Annotated in this window: 20 protein-coding genes and 3 tRNA genes; 12 read left to right on the forward strand and 11 right to left on the reverse strand. The window is 72.4% G+C overall.

The window, feature by feature from the left end; translation table 11 throughout:
• The first annotated feature begins 35 nt into the window (after positions 1 to 35).
• Positions 36 to 2,015 (forward strand): ATP-binding cassette domain-containing protein, encoded by a 1,980-nt coding sequence (locus tag FXF50_RS11150; protein WP_187399622.1) that lies wholly within the window; start codon positions 36 to 38, stop codon positions 2,013 to 2,015.
• A 389-nt stretch (positions 2,016 to 2,404) separates the two neighbouring features.
• A complete protein-coding gene (locus tag FXF50_RS29270; protein WP_187399623.1) occupies positions 2,405 to 2,587 on the forward strand; it encodes a hypothetical protein in 183 nt (60 codons plus the stop codon).
• Between the two features lie 481 nt (positions 2,588 to 3,068).
• On the opposite strand, the gene FXF50_RS11160 is transcribed toward FXF50_RS29270, so the two are convergent.
• Both FXF50_RS11160 and FXF50_RS11165 read right to left on the reverse strand, forming a co-directional pair.
• Positions 3,069 to 3,701, reverse strand: coding sequence for a hypothetical protein (locus tag FXF50_RS11160; protein WP_148427142.1), 633 nt, complete (start codon positions 3,699 to 3,701; stop codon positions 3,069 to 3,071).
• 287 nt (positions 3,702 to 3,988) lie between these two features.
• Positions 3,989 to 4,064, reverse strand: a tRNA-Lys gene (locus FXF50_RS11165).
• Between the two features lie 187 nt (positions 4,065 to 4,251).
• Between FXF50_RS11165 and FXF50_RS11170 the strand changes: the two genes are divergently transcribed.
• Together FXF50_RS11170 and FXF50_RS11175 are read left to right on the forward strand one after the other, a co-directional pair.
• Entirely contained in the window at positions 4,252 to 5,517 is a 1,266-nt protein-coding gene (locus FXF50_RS11170) for an Ig-like domain-containing protein (protein ID WP_148427143.1), read from the forward strand.
• Between the two features lie 214 nt (positions 5,518 to 5,731).
• Positions 5,732 to 7,030: an Ig-like domain-containing protein gene (locus tag FXF50_RS11175; RefSeq protein WP_148427144.1), complete on the forward strand. Its 1,299-nt coding sequence runs from the start codon at positions 5,732 to 5,734 to the stop codon at positions 7,028 to 7,030.
• Positions 7,031 to 7,138: 108 nt separating this feature from the next.
• On the opposite strand, the gene FXF50_RS11180 is transcribed toward FXF50_RS11175, so the two are convergent.
• Together FXF50_RS11180 and orn are read right to left on the reverse strand one after the other, a co-directional pair.
• A tRNA-His gene (locus FXF50_RS11180) sits at positions 7,139 to 7,214 on the reverse strand.
• Between the two features lie 102 nt (positions 7,215 to 7,316).
• Entirely contained in the window at positions 7,317 to 7,907 is a 591-nt protein-coding gene (gene orn, locus FXF50_RS11185; RefSeq protein WP_148427145.1) for an oligoribonuclease, read from the reverse strand.
• A 74-nt stretch (positions 7,908 to 7,981) separates the two neighbouring features.
• On the opposite strand from orn, the gene FXF50_RS11190 reads away from it, so the two are divergent.
• Positions 7,982 to 9,253 (forward strand): glycosyltransferase family 87 protein, encoded by a 1,272-nt coding sequence (locus FXF50_RS11190; RefSeq protein ID WP_148427146.1) that lies wholly within the window; start codon positions 7,982 to 7,984, stop codon positions 9,251 to 9,253.
• A gap of 145 nt (positions 9,254 to 9,398) precedes the next feature.
• Here the strand turns inward: FXF50_RS11190 and FXF50_RS11195 are convergent, their stop codons facing one another.
• The 3 genes from FXF50_RS11195 to FXF50_RS11205 all read right to left on the reverse strand — a co-directional run bounded on the left by FXF50_RS11195 (position 9,399) and on the right by FXF50_RS11205 (position 12,925).
• Positions 9,399 to 10,313 (reverse strand): hypothetical protein, encoded by a 915-nt coding sequence (locus FXF50_RS11195; RefSeq protein ID WP_255509988.1) that lies wholly within the window; start codon positions 10,311 to 10,313, stop codon positions 9,399 to 9,401.
• 176 nt (positions 10,314 to 10,489) lie between these two features.
• Positions 10,490 to 11,218 (reverse strand): YcnI family protein, encoded by a 729-nt coding sequence (locus tag FXF50_RS11200; protein ID WP_148427147.1) that lies wholly within the window; start codon positions 11,216 to 11,218, stop codon positions 10,490 to 10,492.
• 15 nt (positions 11,219 to 11,233) lie between these two features.
• Positions 11,234 to 12,925 (reverse strand): copper resistance CopC/CopD family protein, encoded by a 1,692-nt coding sequence (locus FXF50_RS11205; RefSeq protein ID WP_187399624.1) that lies wholly within the window; start codon positions 12,923 to 12,925, stop codon positions 11,234 to 11,236.
• 215 nt (positions 12,926 to 13,140) lie between these two features.
• Between FXF50_RS11205 and FXF50_RS11210 the strand changes: the two genes are divergently transcribed.
• From FXF50_RS11210 to FXF50_RS11225, 4 genes are read left to right on the forward strand one after another with little or no spacing between them, the layout of a single operon-like run.
• A complete protein-coding gene (locus FXF50_RS11210) occupies positions 13,141 to 13,728 on the forward strand; it encodes a sigma-70 family RNA polymerase sigma factor (RefSeq protein WP_148427149.1) in 588 nt (195 codons plus the stop codon).
• A gap of 38 nt (positions 13,729 to 13,766) precedes the next feature.
• Positions 13,767 to 14,285, forward strand: a complete 519-nt coding sequence (locus tag FXF50_RS11215) for a MauE/DoxX family redox-associated membrane protein (protein WP_255509989.1) — start codon at positions 13,767 to 13,769, stop codon at positions 14,283 to 14,285.
• The gene (locus FXF50_RS11220; RefSeq protein ID WP_148427151.1) at positions 14,278 to 14,994 is read left to right on the forward strand and encodes a thioredoxin domain-containing protein; all 717 of its coding nucleotides are present in this window, start codon (positions 14,278 to 14,280) and stop codon (positions 14,992 to 14,994) included. Before FXF50_RS11215 ends, FXF50_RS11220 begins: the two co-directional genes overlap by 8 nt.
• Positions 14,991 to 16,073: a hypothetical protein gene (locus FXF50_RS11225; RefSeq protein WP_255509990.1), complete on the forward strand. Its 1,083-nt coding sequence runs from the start codon at positions 14,991 to 14,993 to the stop codon at positions 16,071 to 16,073. Before FXF50_RS11220 ends, FXF50_RS11225 begins: the two co-directional genes overlap by 4 nt.
• Before the next feature lie 86 nt (positions 16,074 to 16,159).
• Here FXF50_RS11225 and FXF50_RS11230 read toward each other — a convergent pair whose 3' ends face one another.
• From FXF50_RS11230 to FXF50_RS11245, 4 genes are read right to left on the reverse strand one after another with little or no spacing between them, the layout of a single operon-like run.
• Positions 16,160 to 16,921: an energy-coupling factor ABC transporter ATP-binding protein gene (locus tag FXF50_RS11230; RefSeq protein WP_148427152.1), complete on the reverse strand. Its 762-nt coding sequence runs from the start codon at positions 16,919 to 16,921 to the stop codon at positions 16,160 to 16,162.
• Positions 16,918 to 17,688 carry a cobalt ECF transporter T component CbiQ gene (cbiQ, locus tag FXF50_RS11235; protein WP_148427153.1) on the reverse strand — a complete coding sequence of 257 codons (771 nt, stop codon included), beginning with the start codon at positions 17,686 to 17,688 and terminating at the stop codon, positions 16,918 to 16,920. Before cbiQ ends, FXF50_RS11230 begins: the two co-directional genes overlap by 4 nt.
• Before the next feature lie 7 nt (positions 17,689 to 17,695).
• Positions 17,696 to 18,142, reverse strand: coding sequence for a PDGLE domain-containing protein (locus FXF50_RS11240; RefSeq protein ID WP_148427154.1), 447 nt, complete (start codon positions 18,140 to 18,142; stop codon positions 17,696 to 17,698).
• A complete protein-coding gene (locus tag FXF50_RS11245; protein ID WP_148427155.1) occupies positions 18,139 to 18,858 on the reverse strand; it encodes an energy-coupling factor ABC transporter permease in 720 nt (239 codons plus the stop codon). Before FXF50_RS11245 ends, FXF50_RS11240 begins: the two co-directional genes overlap by 4 nt.
• Before the next feature lie 121 nt (positions 18,859 to 18,979).
• Between FXF50_RS11245 and bcp the strand changes: the two genes are divergently transcribed.
• The 3 genes from bcp to FXF50_RS11260 all read left to right on the forward strand — a co-directional run bounded on the left by bcp (position 18,980) and on the right by FXF50_RS11260 (position 20,447).
• Positions 18,980 to 19,450, forward strand: coding sequence for a thioredoxin-dependent thiol peroxidase (bcp, locus tag FXF50_RS11250; protein ID WP_148427156.1), 471 nt, complete (start codon positions 18,980 to 18,982; stop codon positions 19,448 to 19,450).
• Between the two features lie 100 nt (positions 19,451 to 19,550).
• Positions 19,551 to 20,378, forward strand: coding sequence for a helix-turn-helix domain-containing protein (locus tag FXF50_RS11255; protein ID WP_222866047.1), 828 nt, complete (start codon positions 19,551 to 19,553; stop codon positions 20,376 to 20,378).
• Positions 20,364 to 20,447, forward strand: a tRNA-Leu gene (locus FXF50_RS11260). Before FXF50_RS11255 ends, FXF50_RS11260 begins: the two co-directional genes overlap by 15 nt.
• Positions 20,448 to 20,451 lie beyond the last annotated feature (4 nt).

Consider the following 20,451-nt stretch of genomic DNA (forward strand, 5'->3'; position numbering starts at 1 on the left):
GGCGGGCGTCGACGCGTGCGCCGGACTCAGCGTCGGTGCCCGCGTCCCGGCGGCCCGACCCGCCCGCCGCCGCGGCAGCCGTCCTGCCGTCGCGCGGGGAACTCGTGTTCGGCTCCGGTTCGGAGGCGGACGTCCTGGTCGAGGGCCCGGACGTGGCGGCGGTCCACGCCACGCTCCGCGAGGTTCGGGGCCGGTACCGGTTGCGCGATCTCGGTCACGGCGGCGGCACCTTCGTCAGGGGCCAGCGAATCCTCTGGACCAACCTCAGGCCCGGCGATGTGTTCACGATTGGGACGGAGGACTTCCGGATCCTCCCCGAGGGCCGGGTGGAACGGCTGCCGGTGGACGATATCGACCTGGTGGTGGCGGACCTCACCGTGCGGCGCAAGGACGCTGTGCTGTTGGACCGGATGTCCTTCACCCTGCCGGCGCGCAAACTGCTGGCGATCGTCGGACCCTCCGGAGCAGGGAAGTCGACCCTGTTCCATGCCCTGCTCGGGACGCTGCCGCCGGAGCGCGGCACAATCGTGTTCCGTGGGCTCGAAATCCGCAGCCACAGTCAGCAGATTCGACACCTGCTCGGCTACGTGCCGCAGGACGATGAGCTCCACCTCGCACTCACCGTGCGGCAGAACCTGGCGTACACGGCGGAGCTGCGGCTTCCCACGGACCGAACGGCGGCCCAGCGGGCCACGCGGATCGACGAGGTCTGCCGGAGCCTCGACATCCAGCAGCTCCTCGACCGGCCGTGTGGCAGGCTCTCCGGCGGGCAGCGCAAGCGGGTCTCCGTGGCCCTGGAGGTGCTCGGATCGCCCGCACTGCTGATGCTCGACGAACCGACCTCGGGCCTGGACGCGCGGATGGACCACCAGGTGATGGTCATGCTCCGGGCGATCGCCCGCGAGGGCTCCACGGTGCTGGTTGTCACCCACTCCACTGAGCAGGTCGTGGTCGCCGACGAGGTGCTGGCGGTCGCCAAGGGCGGTCGGGTGGCGTTCGCCGGCCCACCGGACCGCATGCGGGGCGAACTGGGGGCTACGAACGCCAAGACGCTGATGGATCGCCTGACCGACGACGCGCCGGAACTCGACCGGAGTTACCGGGCCGGGCCGGCGGCCCGTGTGGCCGGTGAACGGGCGAGGCAGGCCGTGGCACGGGCCCCCGAGCCGGTGCGGCCGGACCGGAGCCGACACGTCCAGCCCACCCTCGGCCACCAGGTGTGGGTGCTGTTCCGCCGGCAGCTCGCGCTGGCCTGGGCGCGGGGTGTAAGCCGGATGGTCCTCCCGGCCACCTGGGCCGCGCTCGGCGCGTTGCTGGCCGCAGCGGTCAGCACCAGCGACGGCCTCCGCGGAGTCTCCGCGCCGCAGTCGCTGAGCCTGCTGGTCACGCTCTGTGCCCTGACCGGCCAGGCCCTCACCTACGGCGACGTGGTGGCCGACTACCCGGTCATCACCCGGGAGCACCGCACCGGTGTCGCCGCCACCGCCGTCATCGTCGCCAAGTGGCTGGTCTACGCGCTGTTCGCCACCGTCCAGGCAGCGGTCATCACCGGCGTCTTTCTGCTCTGGAGACCCGGACCCACCAGCGGGGTCGGGCTGCCGCCCGGGGCGGAACTGCTGGCGAACCTGACCTTGGTGAGTGTGGCGGCCATGTCGCTCGGCCTGTTGATCTCCGCGCTGGCGTCGAACCTCGAACGTGCGGTGGGCTACGCCACCGCCAGCGCGGTGGCCCAGGTGGCGCTCAACGGAGTGGCCTTCGACCTGAGCACCGTCCCGCTCCTCCCGGGGCTGGCGGCGGTGCTGCCGGCCCGCTGGGGACTTGCCGCCGCGGCCTCGTCGATTGACCTGCGCTCGATCGCCCCACAGGTCCCCGCGGACGCCCTCTGGACCCACGACGTCACGCAGTGGACGGGCAACATCGTGGTCACCGTCGGGCTGGCCGCCGGGTACGTCGGCCTCGCCTGCCTGGCCCTCCGGCGCCGGCTGCGGCATCCTCCTGCGGACTCCGCACGGTAGTCGCCGGTCGGTCGTTCTTCCCCGCGAATGGAGGGATTGGCTCCTTGAGCGGGAGGCCCTCGTAGGTCCAGCGAAACGGGCGAGCCTGTTCGTTCTCTGGGCCATCCAGGTGTCCATGTCGGCTCCGCCTGAAGTTCAGCCGGTGTTGACGGGCTATCTTCTCGATCAGGTCCGGATATGGTGGGCTACGTGAGCGACTACTGGGGCTGCCCAAAGTGTGGGAACTTGACCCTCCGTCTTGAGGACAAGGACGGCCGCTGCGATGTGGCCACGTGCGAGTACGACGGGTGTGACTACTTCGATGAGGGCGTCCTCGAGTAACTATCCTCTTCACACACCCGAGCGGCCCGCGCTGCTACGGGTTGGTCGCCTTTGGGAAGGATGAGTTCGTGATCTCCTACATCTGCCCCGGCTGCGACGTCGACTTTGGCTACCCGCAGGGCTTGGCCGTCCATCAGGAGCTTGGCTGCGAGTGGGGCGACGACGGGACCGACGGCGACGCCAAGTACTGCTGCGGCATGATCTATGAGGATGGCGAGTCCACCTGCCGCAGCTGCGGGGAGTCGCTGTAGCCCTGCCCGCTCAGCAGCGGGGCCGCTCGGCCCGACAGCCTCACTCATCCACATGGGGCCTTTCCCGCCATCAGCGCCATCGGCAGCCGCCTCGGGTAGGTCGACCAACCGATGACGCGTGGCGCCCATCCTCGGGGTGCGCCACACCTGCTCGTGTGGCCGGCGCTGATGCAGCAGGTCGACGGTGGTGACCGAGACCGGCGCCCGTAACGGCCGGCTCACCAGATCCGCCAGCAGGTTGACCTCGCGGGCTGCGTCGCGGGTGATGACCAGCACCGCACCGACCGGAACGACAGGATCCGTACGCCTATAACCGGCCAGGACGCCGCCGAGGCCTGCGGTGGACTGCTTACGTTCGGCGATGGCGTCACCGACTGGGCCGGGATCGACATGCACCAGGAACCGCACGGATCGCCGGAAACACCGTTGGCGACGACGACGACCCCCTCACGACCTCATGCACCACAACCCGCAGATGACCTCAAGGGTGGCGACGCCCGATGAGTGCAAGCTCAACGGTCTTGGTCACCTTTGGGAAACCCTCGCACAGAGGGCTCCGGCCGCAGCCTTCGATGATCTCGGACAGCTCCGCTTCCAACTCGGCTTGAAGAGCAGCGGGGGTGGCCTCCCAGGTGCCCTTGATCAAGTTGAAGTACGTCTCATAGGTGCACGATCCCCCGACCGCCGCGTTGTCGAAGACCGGAAAGATCCGGGGAAGCAGAAAGTGGCAGAACTTCGACGGGAACACCGCAGATCCCGACCTCGTCGGCTTGAGCCACGCGACCACTCCCGGGAACGTCCGCACCTGGTCCCAGGTCACACCGGTGATGTCCAGGTCCTTCACCGGCGCGCACGCTTGATGCCAGGCCTGGGACAGCTCGTCCCGGTGTTCGGTGAACAGACCGGTCACGTCGGCCTGGGAGAGCGGCCGTAACGCCTTCCACGCGGTCAACCGGGGCAGGAAGCCCGCCCACCAACTGTCCCGGAAATCTCCATGCGGGTTCTGGGCGGCCAGCACCTCGTAGTCACTGTTGTGGAAGTCGTTCGGCCAACTCGTTCTCGTCCGCCACCACCGGACCCCGGCGGCGAACTGCTCCCTGTCGATCGGCAACACACGCGCATGCTATGACCGGATCGCAAGCATCGATATCAGCCGGACGACACCGATGGCCGGGCCGATCCTCACCAACGCCCACTGCCGCCACTGACGACCCACCGGAGGCCCTCATCAGGTGCACTACGACGAACGTCGTGACAGCCGACGTCCACGAGCGCCGCACTCCGTCCCGGTAGACGGCGACCAGTCCAACGGCTCCCGAGCACCCACCGAGACACCGAGCCACCCTCAGCAACACAAAAAGGCTCTGACCCAGGTGAAACCCCAGGTCAGAGCCCTTTTTTTGGTGCGCCGCCAGGGACTCGAACCCCGAACCCGCGGATTAAGAGTCCGCTGCTCTGCCAGTTGAGCTAGCGGCGCTCGCTGACAACGGGAAGAACCTTAGCACGCGCCCAGACCCGGGTTCCAATCCGATACCGGGCTCCACCCTTCGGTCGAGCTTAACCGGCGAAAGCCCACAAAGTTCGCAGCTCCCCGGTCGAGGGGCGCAGGGCGCGGGCACTCATGCGGCACGATGTCCGCCAGGCACGCGAGAACAGAGGTGGGGATGGGCAGGTTCGCGCGGACAGGGGCGATGGTGGGCGTCCTGGTCCTCACGGCGTCGCTGGCACTGACCGGGTGCGGCGACGACCAGAAGAAGCCGGCGTTCGTGGCCGGCGCGCAGCAGGGCGACGCGGTCCCGACCACGTCGCCGGGCACGACGGGCGACCCGAGCGAGCCCGCCCTGCCGGCGTTGGCGCTGAGCCCGGCCGACGGGTCCGACAAGCGGCCGGTCAGCACCGAGATCAGCGCCCGGGTGCCGGGTGGCGGCAAGGTGTCGAAGGTCGTCCTCACCGCCGCCGACGGCGCCACCGTCGCCGGCCGGCTTCGCCGGGACGGCTCGTCGTGGGTGCCCTCGGCCCCGCTGAAGTACGCGACCAGGTACACCGCCACGGTCACGGGCACCGGCGCGGACGGCCAGACCCGGCGGGGCACCAGCAGCTTCACCACGATGGCCAAGCCGAAGTCGATGATCGGCTCCGGGCTCTACATGTTCAGCGGCAAGACGTACGGGGTGGCCATGCCGGTGGTCGCCGAGTTCTCGCCGGGCATCCCGAAGAAGGACCGCGCCGCGGTGCAGAAGCGGATGTTCGTGCAGACCGACCCGCCGCAGCCGGGGGCCTGGCACTGGCTCTACAACGGCACCCAGGCCTACTACCGGGCGCCGGAGTACTGGAAGCCGGGCACCACGATCACGGTCCGGCTGGCGCTGGCCGGGATCCCGCTGAGCAACGGCCGCTACGGCAACCTCGACCGGAGCGCCACCGCCAAGATCGGCCGCGCGTTCGAGATGAAGGTCGACAACGCGACCAAGCAGATGACGGTCTACGAGAACGGCGCGGTGGTCCGCACGCTCCCGGTGAGCCTCGGCAAGAAGAGCACCCCCTCCTCCAGCGGCACCATGGTGGTGATGGAGAAGAAGGAGTCCACGGTCTTCGACACCCGCGACGAGCCGGACCCCGACAACCAGTACGTCACCAAGATCGACTTTGCGCAGCGGCTCACCTGGGGCGGCGAGTACATCCACGCGGCACCCTGGTCCGAGGGGGTGCAGGGCAGGGCGAACGTCTCGCACGGCTGCGTCAACGTCTCGATGGCGAACGGCCGGTGGCTCTTCGGCAAGACGCTGGTCGGCGACCCGATCACGGTGCGGGGCACCGAGCGGCGGCTGGAGCCGGGCAACGGCTGGACGGCCTGGAGCATGAGCTGGTCGCAGTTCGTCGAGGGCAGCGCCCTGCCGGTGCCGGAGGGCGGCCAGGGTTCGCCCTTCTGAGCAGGCGTAACGTGGACGGACGCGGCATCGTCGGGCACCGTTTCGCCGCGTACCGGCGGGCGGAGGAGAAACCACTCCACTCGACAAAGCGCCGCAGGATATCGGAATCGTTACATCACGGGCGGGGTGTTTCGGTTCACGTCCGGCAACGGGTAACCGTTCCGGTGCGTCTGTAGGGGACGATGGGAACCGGGACCACGACTGTGAGGGAAGCATGCGAGCTAGCCAGAACGAGCTGATCCGGGGCGGGACCGCCCGGCGCGGCGGGCGACGCCGCGTGTTCGCGGCCGCGGTGCTCGCCGCCGCCATGGCCCTGACCGGCTGCACCAGCAGCGGCGGCGGCGACAAGCCGTCGAGCTGGCAGGGTGGCGGGGAGAAGGGCCCGAAGGCGTCGGCCACCATCACCGAGCCCGCGGCCGACGCCAAGGACGTGCCGGCCTCCACCGCCGTCACCTTCACCACGAAGGAGGCGGAGGAGACCACCGTCGAGCTGAAGGACTCCGCCGGCAAGGTCGTCGAGGGCCAGCTCGCCAAGGACGGGCAGAGCTGGCTGCCGGACGGCGCGCTGGCCTACGGCGAGACCTACACCGCGACGGTGACCGCGACGGGCGACGACGGCAAGCCGGCCACCGCGACCAGCACCTTCACCACCATGGCCAAGCCGGGCAAGCAGATCCGGGTCACCAGCTTCCTCGGCGACAACCAGGTCGTCGGCGTGGGCATGCCGCTGATCGTCAAGTTCGGCCGGGCCATCCCGGAGGACTACCGCGACGACCTCCAGCGCCGGATGACGGTCACGGCGAAGCCCGCCCAGGAGGGCATCTGGCACTGGGTGAGCCCGACCGAGGTGCACTACCGGCCGAAGGAGTTCTGGAAGGCCAACAGCACGGTGACCTACAAGGTGCTGGCGGGTGGGCTGCCGCTCGGCGACGGCTGGTACGGGCGTTCCGACCTCAGCGTCGACATCAAGGTCGGCCCGTCGTTCGTGATGACCGTCGACAACCGCACCAAGAAGATGACGGTCACCAGGGACGGCCAGGTGATCAAGACGATCCTCGTGAGCCTCGGCAAGAAGACCACCCCGTCGTCCAGCGGCACCATGGTGGTCATCGAGAAGCTCCGCCACACCGTCTTCGACACCTTGGAGGAGCTGGGCCCGGAGGAGGGCTACCGCACCGAGATCGACTACGCCCAGCGGCTCACCTGGGGCGGCGAGTTCATCCACGCCGCGCCCTGGTCCGAGGGCGTGCAGGGCAGGACGAACGTCTCGCACGGCTGCGTGAACGTCTCGATGAAGGACGGCAACTGGCTCTTCGCCAACACCCGCATGGGCGACCCGATCACGGTGAAGGGCACCGAGCGCAAGCTCCAGAACGGCAACGGCTGGACCGACTGGAACATGAGCTGGGACGAGTACGTCAAGGGCAGCGCCCTGCCGTACGAGCCGCCGGCCGAGCCGGGCGACGACACGAGCCCGAGCGCGGACGAGCCGAGCGTCGAGCCGACCCCCTGATCGACGGCACTCCGGCGGCCTCCTCCACCCCCGGAGGGGGCCGCTGGCCGTTGCGAGGACCGGAGAACGATCGAAGCCCCCTCCCGGAGGAGGGGGCTTCGGTCTTCCTGGGGTGACTGATGGGAATTGAACCCACGACAACCGGGACCACAACCCGGTGCTCTGCCAACTGAGCTACAGCCACCATGCTCTCCGCGCCGGTCGACCCGGGCGGTGCGCGGACTAATAATAGCCACACCCCTGCCGGCCCCGTCCAGCGGGTTCGGGCCGGCCCGCCCGGCGGGGCTCAGAGCTGGGCGGCGATCGCCTTGGCGGTCTCCACGTCCGGGCCGGGCAGCGGCACGAAGACGGTCCGCCGGTAGTACTCCAGCTCGCGGATGCTCTCCCGGATGTCGGCCAGCGCCCGGTGGGCCAGCCCCTTCTGCGGCTGGCCGAAGTACACCCGGGGGTACCAGCGCCGGCAGAGCTCCTTGATCGAGGAGACGTCGATCATCCGGTAGTGCAGGTGGGCGTCGAGCCGGGGCATGTCGCGGGCGATGAAGCCCCGGTCCGTGGCGATGGAGTTGCCGCAGAGCGGGGCGGTCCGCGGATCCTTCACGTGGCTGGCGACGTAGTCGAGCACCATGTCCTCGGCCTCGGCCAGGGTGACCGTGGAGCGGCGTACCTCCTCGGTGAGGCCGGACTTGCCGTGCATGGTGCGCACGATCTCCGGCATCGCCTCCAGCGCCGCCTCGTCGGCGTGGATGACCACGTCGACGCCCTCTCCCAGCACGTTGAGGTCGGGGTCGGTGACGAGCGCGGCGACCTCGATCAGCGCGTCCCGCCCGAGGTCCAACCCGGTCATCTCACAGTCGATCCAGACGAGGAGATCAGCCACCGGGACAGACTACGCGCCGCCGACCCGCCCGCGCCTGAAGCACCCTCGCCCAGGTGGACCGCTAGGGTTTCCCCGTGCCAGCCGAACCCGTCGCGCCACCCGCCGTCACCGAGGACGACCCGGGTGGGCGTACGGCTCGTCGGCTGGTCACGGTGGTGGCGCTCGCGGTGGTGCTGCCGGCGCTCTACCTGCCGGGCCTGGTGCACGACTTCTTCGACCTCAAGATCTACATGCGGGCGATGGACTGGTGGGCGGCCGGCCACCCGCTCTACGACTACGTCCAGCCGGACCGGGTGCAGGGCGCGCTCTACTTCACCTATCCCCCGTTCGCGGCGCTGCTGCTGCGGCCGTTCGCGCTGCTGCCGCTCGGCGCCACCATCGCGATCTTCACGGTGCTGACCGTGGTCGGCGTGGTGGTGACCACCCGCTGGCTGGTGCTGCCCGTGGTCCGGCGGCACGACCTGCCGGGGCTGTTCACCGTCACGGTCGCCGTGCTGCTGGTCCTGGCCGTCGAGAGCACGCGGGAGACGCTCACCTTCGGGCAGATCAACATGCTGCTGGTGGTGCTGATCCTGGGCGACCTGCTGTTCGCCGTACCGCAGGGGCGGCGCTGGGCCGGCGTGGGCGTCGGGCTGGCGGCGGCGCTCAAGCTCTTCCCCGGCATCTTCGTGCTCTACCTGCTGGCCACCCGGCGCTGGCGGGCGGCGGCGGTGGCCTCGGTGACCGCGGCGCTGGCCACGCTGCTCGCGGCGGCGGTCGCGCCCGGCGACTCGTGGCGGTTCTGGACCCACGAGCTGTGGGCGACCGACCGGGTGGGCCGCACCGACTACACCGGCAACCAGTCGCTGTTCGGCCTGCTCAGCCGGATCACCGCGCCGGACAAGCCCAGCCAGCTCCCGTGGCTGCTGCTGGCGCTGCTGGTCGCGGGCTACGGGCTGTGGCGGGCCGCCCGTGCCGCGCGGGCCGGGGACGCGCTGGCCGGCCTCACCCTGACCGGCCTGGTCGGCGGGCTGGTCAGCCCGATCACCTGGACGCACCACCTGTACTGGTTCATCCCGGCGGTCGTGGTGCTGGTCGACGCGGCGCTGGACGCCGACCGGGACACGGTGGCGGGTGCCCGGCGGCAGCGGTGGCTGCTCGGCCTCGCCATCGGCACCGCCTTCGTGATCATCTACGGGGTGGTCACCTTCCAGGACTGGGGTGTCGCCCCGGCGCGCACCGACAACCCGGGCGAGTTCGTCACCCGCAACGCGTACGTGCTGCTCAGCCTGCTGCTGCTGGCCGTGCTGCCGACCCGCCGGCCGGCGCCGGAGCGGGTCGACGCCGCGGCCGGGAACTTGCACTAAATGGACAGAACTCGCGACAAGCGGCGTTGAGCGCTAATCTGGTCGCAACTACCTCAGGTTTCTCCCAGGTAGCACCGAATTCCCCCGGTGACGGTGGCCCTCCGCGTCGGCAGCGCGGAGGGCCACCTGCCGCGTGGGACGCGGTTCACTCGTCGACCGGGGTGGCCGGCCGGACCGGCCGGGGCGCCTCCGCGGCGGCCACCGGGGGCCACGACCAGTCCGCGTCGGCCGGCAGGTCGGCCAGGCTCACCGGCCGCCGGCTCGGCACCGGGCCGATCGCCGGGCGGGAGCGCTCGACGGGCGCCGACCCCACGGAGACCAGTTGCCGATCGGGCAGGGTGGACGGTTCCGACCGCTGGCCCAGCCCGGTGAGCGAGCTGACCCCCAGCCGTCCGGCCAGCACGGGAACCTGGTCCGGCTCGACGACGAAGACCACCTCGCGCGGGCGGACCGGGCGCAGCAGCAGCACCACGGCGAGGACCACCAGCAGCGTCCCGCCGGCCAGCAGCGCCCAGGCCGCCCCCGGGAACCACCCGGCGCGCAGTTCGGCCCGCAGGTCCAGGGCGAGGTCGGCCCGCCCGTCGGGCCGCATCACCACGAGGCTCAGCGACCGGTCGGCCAGCTCGGCCGGGCTCCACTCCAGGGCGCCGATGCCCTCGCGTACCCAGAAGTCCTGGCCGAGCGGGACGGCAGCGGCGGTGCCGGCGGTGGCCGGGTCGAGGCGGACCGGCAGCGACCCGCGGGCCAGGGCGACCCGGCGCACGGTGGCGTGCGGGACGTCGGCCAGCCACCGCCGCACCTGGTCGGTCGGGGCCAGACCGAGGAAGGCGGGGCCGTCGGCGGTCCGCGCGGTGAGCCGCAGCCGTGCCTGCCCGGCCCGGGCGACCGGCGCCTCGGTGCGGAGCAGCGCGTCCACGTCGGACACCACGACCGCCCGGGCGGGGGTGCGGACCGTCTCGAAGCGGGCGGCGAAGCCGCCGTCCGGGTCGGCGTGCCGGGCGGCGAGCCAGAGCCCGGCGCCCGCCAGCAGAGCCGGAATCCCCACGGTCAACAGCAGCATGCCGGCGATCGTGCGCACGAAACGCATTCGCGTCGTCCCCCTCGGTAGCGAAGTACCCGGCCGACCTTACCGACGGCGACCACACAATCGCCGGATATCCACGGCAAGCAGCTGAAGGACCGCGGAAAGGCCGCCGGCCCGCCGGAAGATCCCGGGGGCCGGCGGGCGGGCGGAGGTCAGGACTTCGCGGCGGGCTCCCGGCGGGTACGGAGGAAGGCCAGCCCGCCGAGGACCAGGCCGGCCAGGCCGGCGACCAGACCGGCCACGCCGAACGCGGTGGCCGCGCCGGTGTCGGCGTCGTCATCGTCGTCGTCCGCGGCGGCCGCCGGTGCGCTCGCGGCGGGCGAGGCGGACGCCGAGGCGGCGGTCAGGGTGAGCACCGGGGCGGGGTTCTCCGGCTCCTCCCCGCCCGGGGTGGGCTCCTCGATCCAGCGGGAGATGTTGCCGTCCGAGTAGGTCTGGAGCACCTTGAACACCATCCGGTCGGTCTGCGGCAGCGGGCCCATCGACACCGGGAACTCCTGGAACTCACCCGGCTTGACCCCGCCGTTCGGCGCCGCCGTCCAGGTGAGCTTGGAGACGGCCTCGGTGAGCTGGCTGCCGTGCACCTCGATCGGCGGGTCGACCTTGCGCTTCTCCACGGTGACCGTCCAGCCGGGCACCGGCATGGTGGAGACCGAGCCGACCGGGGCGTTCTCCGGCAGGTTCACCTCGACCCTGGTGGTCGACGCCGTGTCGCTCTCGTTCGGCACCCGGAAGGCGAAGCGGCCGTAGCCGCCCTGCGTGGCCTCCGTCGGGTTCACGGTGACGTGCGCCGAGGCCGGCCCGGCCAGGCCGAGCACGGCCGTGGCCACGGCGGCGAGGGTGAGCGCGGCGGCGGCTGCGGGGCGCCGGAGACGGATCATGTGGGCGGCCTTCCGTTACTTGACGGGCACGGTGGCGGTCACCGTGGCCTGGTCGATGTCGGACGTGCGGACGGTGAAGCGCAACTGCCACTGCCCCGCCGCCGGGAGACTGATCTCGCCGGTGGCGTGGTTGTCGGTCAGCGGCAGCAGCGGGATGGTGATCGGCTCGATGCCGGCCGACGGCAGCGCGGCGGTGGCCTTCCACTCCTGCACCGGCTGGGGCCGGTTGTCCTTCGTGTACGCGTAGAGGTGCAGCGAGTTGCTGCCGGTCTCGGCCGGGTCCAGCTCGACCTGGAGCGAGTAGATCGGGCTGCTCAGCGTGGTGGAGAAGTAGCCGGCCGGTGCGCCGGCCACGTCGGCCGAGGCGGTCCGGGCCGGGGTGGTCTGCACCAGCGTCGCCGAGACGCCGAGCACCACGGCGGTGATCGCCAGCTCGGCCAGGACGGCCTTCCGCATCGACCCCGGGCGCCGCGCGGCGGTGCGCCGCCGGACCAGCGACCGGGAGTACGCGGCCACCCCGATCACCAGCGCGAACAGCACGATCTTGGCGAGCAGCAGCCGCCCGTACGTGGTGTCGACGAGCGCCTTCGGGGTGGCCACCTCGATCAGCCCCTGCACGGTGCCGGCGAGCAGCAGCGCGGCCACAGCGAGGGCCGCCCAGCGGGACCAGATCGGCAGGATCGCGTCAAGCTCGCGCTCGTCGGCCCGGCGCAGCAGGAAGACCGCGAGCATCACCAGGCCGCCCAGCCAGACGGCCATGCTGCCCAGGTGCACGGCGTCCACCACCACCGACACGGCGGGCGCGGGCGACGCGGCCGGGTGCCCGGCGAGGGGCCAGGTGAACAGCGCCGCCCCGCCGAGGATGGCCAGGATGAGCCCGTCGGTGCGGCCGACCGGGCCGGCGAAGAGCGGGCGAAGCAGGAACGCCGCCGCGGCGAGCAGGCCGAGCCGGACCAGGTGGGCGGTGCCGTACGTGCTGCTCAGCACGTCGCCGAAGCCCGAGCCGGAGACGTCGAACGGGCCGCCGCCGTTGGTGTAGGGCACCTGGAGCCACAGCTCGGCGAGGGTGGCCACGGCCAGCAGGCCCAGGGCGGACCAGGCCAGCCGGGCGGGGCCGCGCCGGGACAGCCGGCGCGGCCAGAGCGCGGACAGCACCAGGGCCGGGCCGACGAGGAGCAGCAGCCCGGCGTAGCCCAGGTACTTGGCCAACTTGACGGCGTTGCCCACCACCGGGTTCGCCCGGGTGTCCGTGCCGGTGTCGGTCGGCGGGGTGGACGGCGCGCCGACCGAGTAGGTGAACGCCCCGGAGACCGGGTGGCTGTCGGCGGAGATCACCCGGTAGCTGACCAGGTAGGTGCCGCGCGCGCCGGACGGGTCCACCGGGATGGTGACCACGGCGCCCTTGAAGGTGGGCTCGCCCCGGTCGGCGCGGGAGCCGTCGGGGGCGATCACCCGCACCTTGTCGGGGACCTTGCGGACGCCCTCGCTGAAGGTGATCACCACCTCGGCGGGCGCGCTGGGCACCACGGCCGAGGCGGCGGGGCTGCTGCTCACCAGCACCGCGTGGGCGCTGGCCGGGGTGGCCGGGGCCAGCAGCAGGGCGACGAGGGTGACCAGCAGTCCGGCGGCGGCCCCCAGCCGGGCGACCCGGCGACGGTCGGCACCGGCCGCGGTGCGGCGGCGTACGGCAGCAGTCATGACCGTCATGCTTCCCGAACCGTGCGGCGCCCGGCGACCCGACCTCATCCGCGTCCCGGCGCCGCGGCGCGGGCCCGCCGGGGCGAGCGCGCCTCGCGCACGTCGTCGCAGTTCACGAGAAGGTAGTCGGCGGGCCGGCGGGAAAAGTTCCCGGCGTGGGCCGGACCACGGAATGGGCCGAAGGACCCTGTCGGGCACAGGTACGCCGCGTAACCTCGTGTGACGTGATCCCCGCCCCGCGCGACACCTCCGCCGACCGCCCCGCGGCGGCACACGAGGCTGCGCGGGACGCCGCGACCGACTCGGCGCTGGCCGCCCGCGGCGGCGACCCGGCCGCCCAGGCCGCCTTCGTCCGGGCCACCCAGGCCGAGGTGTGGCGCTTCGCCGCCGCCCTGGTCGACCCGGACAGCGCGGACGACCTGACCCAGGAGACGTACCTGCGGGCGTTCCGGGCGCTGCCCGGCTTCGAGGGGCGGTCCACCGCGCGGACGTGGCTGCTCGGCATCGCCCGGCGGGCCTGCGCCGACCACCTGCGCACCGTGGTCCGCCGCCGGCGGCTGGAGCAGCGGCTCGCCGCGCACGCGGCCGCCGACCGGCCGTACCCGGACCCGGCCGGGCAGCTCGGCGCCACCGACCTGGTCCGCCGGCTCCCCGCCGAGCGGCGCTCCGCGTTCGTGCTCACCCAGCTGCTCGGCCTGTCGTACGCCGAGGCCGCCGCGGTGGAAGGGGTGCCGGTGGGCACCATCCGCTCCCGCGTCGCCCGGGCCCGCGACGAGCTGGTCGCTGCCGTCGGCGACGCGCTGGCGGGTTGATCGTGGAACTTTCCTCGCGGACGGGCCGACCAACCAGCGTGACCGCATCCCGCACCCGGGCCGCCCGCTGGCCCGCCGTCCGGCCCTGGCTCGGCATCGCGGCCCGCCTCGGCCTGGCCGCCGTCTGGTTGCTCGCCGGCGGCGCGAAGATCGACGACCTGGCCGCCTCCGGCCGGGCCGTCAACGCCTACCAGGTGATGCCGTACGACCTGGCCACCGTGATCGGCGCCGCGCTGCCCTTCGTCGAGCTGGCGCTCGGCGTGCTCCTCCTGGTCGGGCTGGCCACCCGGGTGGTCGCGGGCGTCTCCACGGTGCTGCTGCTGGTCTTCGTCACCGGCATCGCCTCGGCCTGGTCCCGTGGCCTGGCCATCGACTGCGGGTGCTTCGGCAGCGGCGGGCAGCTCGCCGCCGGCCAGGCACCGAGCTACCTCCCGGAGATCCTCCGGGACCTGGGATTCCTGGTACTGGCCGGATTCCTGCTGATCTGGCCCCGCACACCGTTGTCGGTGGACGGCTGGCTGGCGGGCGAATCACCCGTGGAGGACCTCGATGAGTAGTCGCAAGGGGCGGAAGAACGCGGCCCAGGTGGTCCGCGCGCAGCTCGCCCGGGAGAAGCGGCGCACCCGCACGATCTGGACCTCCGTCGCCGCGGTCGTGGTGCTGGTGATCGCCGGGCTGATCGGCTGGGCGGTCTACTCCAGCCAGAAGTCGGAGACCTTCACCACCCCGCCCGGCGCCAACCCGCCCGGCACCGCCATCGTCCTCGGCCAGGGCCCGGTCACCGTCGACCTCTACGAGGACTACCTCTGCCCGGTCTGCAAGCAGTTCCAGGACACCAGCGGCGCGACGCTCAACCAGCTGATCAGCGACGGCAAGATCCGGGTGAACTTCCACCCGGTGGCCTTCCTCAACCGCTTCTCCACCACCGAGTACTCCACCCGCTCCGCGGCCGCCGCCGGCTGTGCGGCGCAGGGCGGCAAGTTCAAGGAGTTCACCGACCAGCTCTTCGCCCGCCAGCCGGCAGAGGGCAGCGCCGGGCTCAGCGACGACGAGCTGATCGACATCGGCGCCGGCGTCGGGCTGAACCGCGACGACTTCGGCTCCTGCGTCAACGACGGCAAGTACAAGGGGTGGACCGAGCACGTCACCGAGGACGCCAGCAAGTCCGGCGTGACCGGCACGCCGACCATCCGGGTGAACGGCAAGGACGTCGCGGACCGCTCCCCGGAGGGAATCAAGGCGGCCGTGGAGGCGGCCGGCAAGTGATTTCCGCACCGCTGCGGCGGGCCGGCCTGGTGGTCACCGCCGCGCTCGCCGCCCTCCTCACCCTCGCCACGCCGGCCGCCGCGCACGGCGCCGACGCCCCCGCCGGCACCGACTACCGGGCCGAGGTCACCGGGGTCGGCCCCGCCCGGCCGGGGCTCACCGCCCGGATGGTCGAGGCCGGCGCCCGCCTGGAGCTGACCAACCGCACGGGGGCCGACATCGAGGTGCTCGGCTACTCCGGTGAGCCGTACCTGCGGATCGGACCCGGCGGGGTGTACGAGAACAGCCGCTCCCCCGCCACCTACCTGAACCGCACCCTCGCCGGGGACACCCCGCTCCCGCCGGAGGCCGACCCCGCGGCCGCGCCGGCCTGGCGGCGGATCTCCGACGGGCCGACCGCCCGCTGGCACGACCAGCGGACCCTCTGGCTGGAGTCGGAACCGCCCGCCCAGGTGGCCGCCGATTCCGGCCGCGAGCAGCGCGTCCGCGACTGGGTGGTGCCGCTGCGCGCCGGCACCGCGACCGGCGAGGTGCGCGGCACCCTGGACTGGGTGCCGCCGCCGGACGCGTACCCCTGGTGGGTGGCCGCCACCCTCGGCCTCCTGGTGATCGGCGCGGCCGGGCTGGTCCCGGCCGGCACCGCCACCGGCGTCCGCGCGCTGCGCGGGGTCGGCGCACTGCTCGCCGTGGGCGGGGCGGCGACCGTGGCGTTCACCGTCGGCAAAGCCGTGGACACCGGCGCCGCCGGGACCGGCGGGGTGCTGCTCGAACTGCTCACCGGGCAGCTGTGGACGCTGCTCACCGGCCTCGGCGCGCTCGCCGCCGGCGGGTACGCCCTGGCCCGCCGCCCCGCCGCCGACTTCGCGCTGGCGCTGGCGGGCGCCTGCGTGGCCCTGTTCGCCGGGATCGGGAACCTGGCCGTCCTGTCCCGCTCGGTCCCCCCGGTCGCCGGCCCACCCACTCTCACCCGCGTGCTGGTCACCGTGGCCCTGACCACCGGCGCCGGCGCGGTGGCCGCCGGCCTGCTCCGCCTCCACACCGCCGCCCACGCCACCCGCCCCGCCCCCGTCCCTCGCTGACGCTCCCGCCGATCTTGCGGTTGTGGCCCCTGACACGCGGCTTTCATCCCGCTCTGGGAGGGCCGAAAGTGCAAGATCGCGGGGGGTCAGGAGCGGCGGGGGGCGAACCCGTAGGGGAGTTCCAGGCGGTGCTGCGCCAGGAGCGGCTCGTTGGTCAGCAGGTCCAGCGTGGGGGCGTCGGCGACGATGCGGCCGGCGTCCAGGATCACCGCTCGGTCGCAGAGCTCCGCCGCGTACGGCAGGTCGTGCGTGACCATGAGCAGCGTCACCGGGAGGCCGCGCAGGATCTCCGCCAGCTCCCGGCGGGCGGCCGGATCGAGGTTGGACGACGGCTCGTCCAGCACCAGGATCTCCGGGCGCATGGCGAGCACGGTGGCCACCGCCACCCGACGGCGCTGCCCGAACGAGAGGTGGTGCGGCGCCCGGTCCCGGTGCTCCCCCATCCCCACGGCGGCGAGCGCCTCGTCCACCCGGGCGGCCAGTTCCGCCCCGCGCAGCCCCAGGTTGGCCGGCCCGAACGCCACGTCCTCGGCGACCGTGGGCAGGAACAGCTGGTCGTCCGGGTCCTGGAAGACGATGCCCACCCGGCGGCGGATCTCGGCCAGGGTGTCCCGGTCCCGGCTCACCGCCAGGCCGCCGACGCTGACCGTCCCCTCGGTCGGGGTGAGGATGCCGTTGAGGTGCAGCACCAGGGTGGTCTTGCCGGCGCCGTTCGGCCCGAGCAGCGCCACCCGGTCGCCGCGCGGCACGGTCAGGTCCACCCCGTGCAGGGCGACGTGACCGTCCGGGTACGCGTACCGGACGCCACGGACGTCCAGAGAGGGCGGCTGCTGCACGTACCCGATCATGTCAGGACGAGCGCGACGCCGGCGATGGAGGCCGCGATCACCGGCACGGTCGCGGCGGCCGCCCACTGCCCCGCGGTGGCCGCGCCCGCGCCCTGCCACACCGCCGGCATCCGGCCCGTGTAGCCGCGGGAGACCATCGCCAGGTAGACCCGCTCGCCCCGCTCGAAGGCCCGCAGGAAGAGCGCGCCCACACCGGCGGCGAACCCGCGCAGCTGCCACAGGAAACGCGGGTCGTCGCCCCGGGACACCCGGGCCACCCGCATCCGCCGGGCCTCCCCCACCAGCACGTCCAGGTAGCGCAGCATGAACGTGGCGATCTGGGTGAGGATCTGCGGACAACGCAGCCGGTCCAGGCCGACGATCAGGTCCCGCGTCGTCGTGGTCGCCGCCAGCAGAAGCGACGCGAGTACGCCGAGCGTGCCCTTGGCGAGGATGTTCCACGCGCCGTGCAGCCCGTCGACGGAGAGGCTCAGCCCGGCCACCTCGACCCGCTCCCCGGTGCCGAAGAACGGCAGCGCGAACGCGAACAGCACGAACGGCAGCTCGATCAGCGCCCGGGCGAGCAGCCAGCGCGGCCCCACCCGGGCCAGCGCCGCCACGGCGGCGACCAGCAGGGCGTAGCCACCGAAGGCCCAGTACGCCTCCCGGGGCGTGGCGACCACCGCGACGGTGAACAGCACCATCGCGACGATCTTCACCTCCGGCGGGAGGCGGTGCACCCGGGAGGACGACTCGCGGTAGAGCACGTGGGCGTGGCCGGCACCCATCCGGGGCTCAGCGGGTGCCGGCGGCGCGCGCCGCGCGCTCGTCGGCGGTCGGGTCGCTGTCGGGACCGGCCGGGCCGTCCGTCGGGCCGTGGGTGGGGCCGCTTGACGGGTCGGTCGCCGGGCCGCGGCGGCGGGCCAGCCAGAACAGGCCGCCGCCGAGGGCGAAGGTGAGCAGCACGCCGAGCACGCCGGACAGGCCGGTGGAGAGGAAGCCGTTGCTCACCCCCCGGACGCCGTAGTCGGCGAGCGGGCTGTCGGCCAGCTCATGGTCCTTCGCCTGCTGGGCCGGGCAGCTGCCGCCGGTGATCTCGTCGTCGGCGTTCACCGTGCAGCCCTTGAGCAGCGACGAGTCGAGCCCGTCCGGGTGCGCCGAGGCGTAGTTGCTGACCACGCCGGCCAGCAGCAGGGCAACCAGCAGGCCACCGAGGACGAACGGCCAGGGACGCTTGCTCATCGGGCACCTCCGGCGACCGGGACGGCGGGAGCCGGCACGGCCGGCTTCAGGGCGCGCAGCGCGTACACCAGGTCGGGGCGGACCTTGGCGACGGTGACCACCGTGGTCGCCGTGATCAGGCCCTCGCCGATGCCGATGAGCAGGTGGACGCCGGCCATCGTGCCGGCCAGCCCGGTGAGGTTGCCGCCCAGGTCGGTCGTGCCGCCCAGCCAGTACTGGAGCACGAAGCCCTGGGACGCCACCACGACGCTGACCAGCGCGGAGACGAAGGCGGTGACGGCGAGCCCGGCCGGGGTGCGCGGCAGGACCCGCAGCAGCAGCGCGATCAGCAGGTACGCGGCCGCGGTGCCGAGGAGCGCCATGTTCGTGATGTTGAGGCCGAGCATGGCCACCCCGCCGTCGCCGAACACCAGCGCCTGCACGACCAGCACCACGGCGACGCAGAGCGCGCCGACCCACGGGCCGACCAGCATGGCGGCGAGGGCGCCACCGAGCAGGTGGCCGCTGACCCCGGCCGTGAAGATCGGGAAGTTGAGCATCTGCACGGCGAAGATGAACGCGGCCACCAGGCCGGCCATCGGCGCCAGCCGGTCGTCGAGGTCACGGCGCCCCCGCAGCACGCAGAAGGTGAGCACGGCCAGCGCGAGGGCCGCGAACACCGCGGCGACAGGACCGTCGATGATCCCGTTCGAGATGTGCATCGCCAGGGTTTCCACCCGCTGAGCTTATTTGCGTACGGTCGTTGTTGCCAATCCCTTGCAACAAGCCATGGTGATCATCACGCGGCAGCGCGTCGCCACCCGCACCGGACCGCACGGCGGCGGTATCGTCAGCGCCATGACCGACCGCCTGAACCCCGGCGACCCCGCCCCCGAGTTCACCCTCCCCACCGACAGCGGCGGGACCCTGTCCCTGGCCGACCTGCGCGGCCGCAAGGTCATCCTGTACGCGTACCCGGCCGCCATGACCCCCGGCTGCACCAAGCAGGCCTGCGACTTCCGCGACTCGCTCGCCTCGCTCCAGGCCGCCGGCTACGAGGTCGTCGGCATCTCCCCCGACAAGCCGGAGAAGCTCGCCAAGTTCCGCGACCGCGACGCCATCACCTTCCCGCTGGTCGCCGACACCGACAAGGCCGTGCTGACCGCGTACGGCGCGTTCGGCGAGAAGCAGATGTACGGCCGGACCGTCACCGGCGTGATCCGCTCGACCTTCGTCGTCGACGAGGACGGGAAGATCGAGCGGGCGCTCTACAACGTCAAGGCCACCGGGCACGTCGCCAAGCTGCGCCGGGACCTCGGCCTCGACTGAACCTGTCGCAGGCCGCCGCTACGGTCGGCGCATGCCTCGATACAGATACTCCCCCGAGGCCCTGACCGCAGCAGCCGCGGAGGCACGGAGCATCGCGGAGGTGCTTCGGTTGCTGGGCATACCGATGAGCGGCGGCTCACACGCCCACATCAGCCGGCAGCTCAAGCGCTTCGGCATCGACACCTCACACTTCACCGGGCAGGGGCACAGCCGGGGAGTGCGGGGTCGTCGGCAGGCGTCGTCGCAGATCCTGGTCCGGCTGCCACCGGACGCGGCCAGAACACCCGGCTTCCGGCTCCGGCGCGCCCTTGCCGCCATCGGCGTGCCCGAACGATGTGAGACATGCGGCCTCGGCCCGAGGTGGCAGGATGCTCCGCTCATCCTCCACGTCGACCACATCAACGGCGACCGGCTCGACAACAGGCCACCCAACCTGCGGTTACTGTGCCCCAACTGCCACAGCCAGACGGCGACCTTCGCCGGCCGCGCCCGAGCCCAGGTCGGCGCGCCAGCCTCGTCGGACCTCTCGGCTCGCAGCGAATCAGGCGATGGACTGCCGGATGCCGCGACCCTGGTCGGGCAGGTCAGCGCCGGCCACATGACGACCGTGGAGGCCGCTCGCCTGCTCGGCTGCACGAGAGACCACGTGAGCAGATTGCGGCGGCGGCTCGACGCAACTGGAACCATCGCACCGCGAACGCGTATCCGTGACCGGCCGGTCCAGCACAGGTTCCGCGATTCCGTCATCCGGTTCGCACTCGCGCACCCTGAGGCCGGGTCCCGGAAGATTGCCGAGGCGCTGACCGACGCCTCGGGCACCGGCGCGGCGATCAGTCATCGCACGGTCCAGGTGATCCTGCGGGAGGCTGGACTCACCACGGCGGAAGCCCGACGCTCTAGACTCAGCAGGTCTGCGGGAGTGGCGTAACAGGCAGCCGCGATAGGTTTAGGTCCTATTGTCCGAAAGGACGTGGGGGTTCGACTCCCCTCTCCCGCACTGG

The organism is Micromonospora sp. AP08 (genome assembly GCF_008085935.1).
Classification (GTDB): domain Bacteria; phylum Actinomycetota; class Actinomycetes; order Mycobacteriales; family Micromonosporaceae; genus Micromonospora; species Micromonospora chersina.

What these genes read in the sequence shown, in the direction of transcription:
- FXF50_RS11170 (WP_148427143.1), top strand. Translation starts at nt 4,252, where the DNA reads ATGGGCAGGTTCGCGCGGACAGGGGCGATGGTGGGCGTCCTGGTCCTC.
- FXF50_RS11175 (WP_148427144.1), top strand. Translation starts at nt 5,732, where the DNA reads ATGCGAGCTAGCCAGAACGAGCTGATCCGGGGCGGGACCGCCCGGCGC.
- FXF50_RS11195 (WP_255509988.1), bottom strand. Translation starts at nt 10,313, where the DNA reads ATGCTGCTGTTGACCGTGGGGATTCCGGCTCTGCTGGCGGGCGCCGGG.
- FXF50_RS11200 (WP_148427147.1), bottom strand. Translation starts at nt 11,218, where the DNA reads ATGATCCGTCTCCGGCGCCCCGCAGCCGCCGCCGCGCTCACCCTCGCC.
- FXF50_RS11205 (WP_187399624.1), bottom strand. Translation starts at nt 12,925, where the DNA reads ATGACGGTCATGACTGCTGCCGTACGCCGCCGCACCGCGGCCGGTGCC.
- FXF50_RS11220 (WP_148427151.1), top strand. Translation starts at nt 14,278, where the DNA reads ATGAGTAGTCGCAAGGGGCGGAAGAACGCGGCCCAGGTGGTCCGCGCG.
- FXF50_RS11230 (WP_148427152.1), bottom strand. Translation starts at nt 16,921, where the DNA reads ATGATCGGGTACGTGCAGCAGCCGCCCTCTCTGGACGTCCGTGGCGTC.
- cbiQ (WP_148427153.1), bottom strand. Translation starts at nt 17,688, where the DNA reads ATGGGTGCCGGCCACGCCCACGTGCTCTACCGCGAGTCGTCCTCCCGG.
- FXF50_RS11240 (WP_148427154.1), bottom strand. Translation starts at nt 18,142, where the DNA reads ATGAGCAAGCGTCCCTGGCCGTTCGTCCTCGGTGGCCTGCTGGTTGCC.
- bcp (WP_148427156.1), top strand. Translation starts at nt 18,980, where the DNA reads ATGACCGACCGCCTGAACCCCGGCGACCCCGCCCCCGAGTTCACCCTC.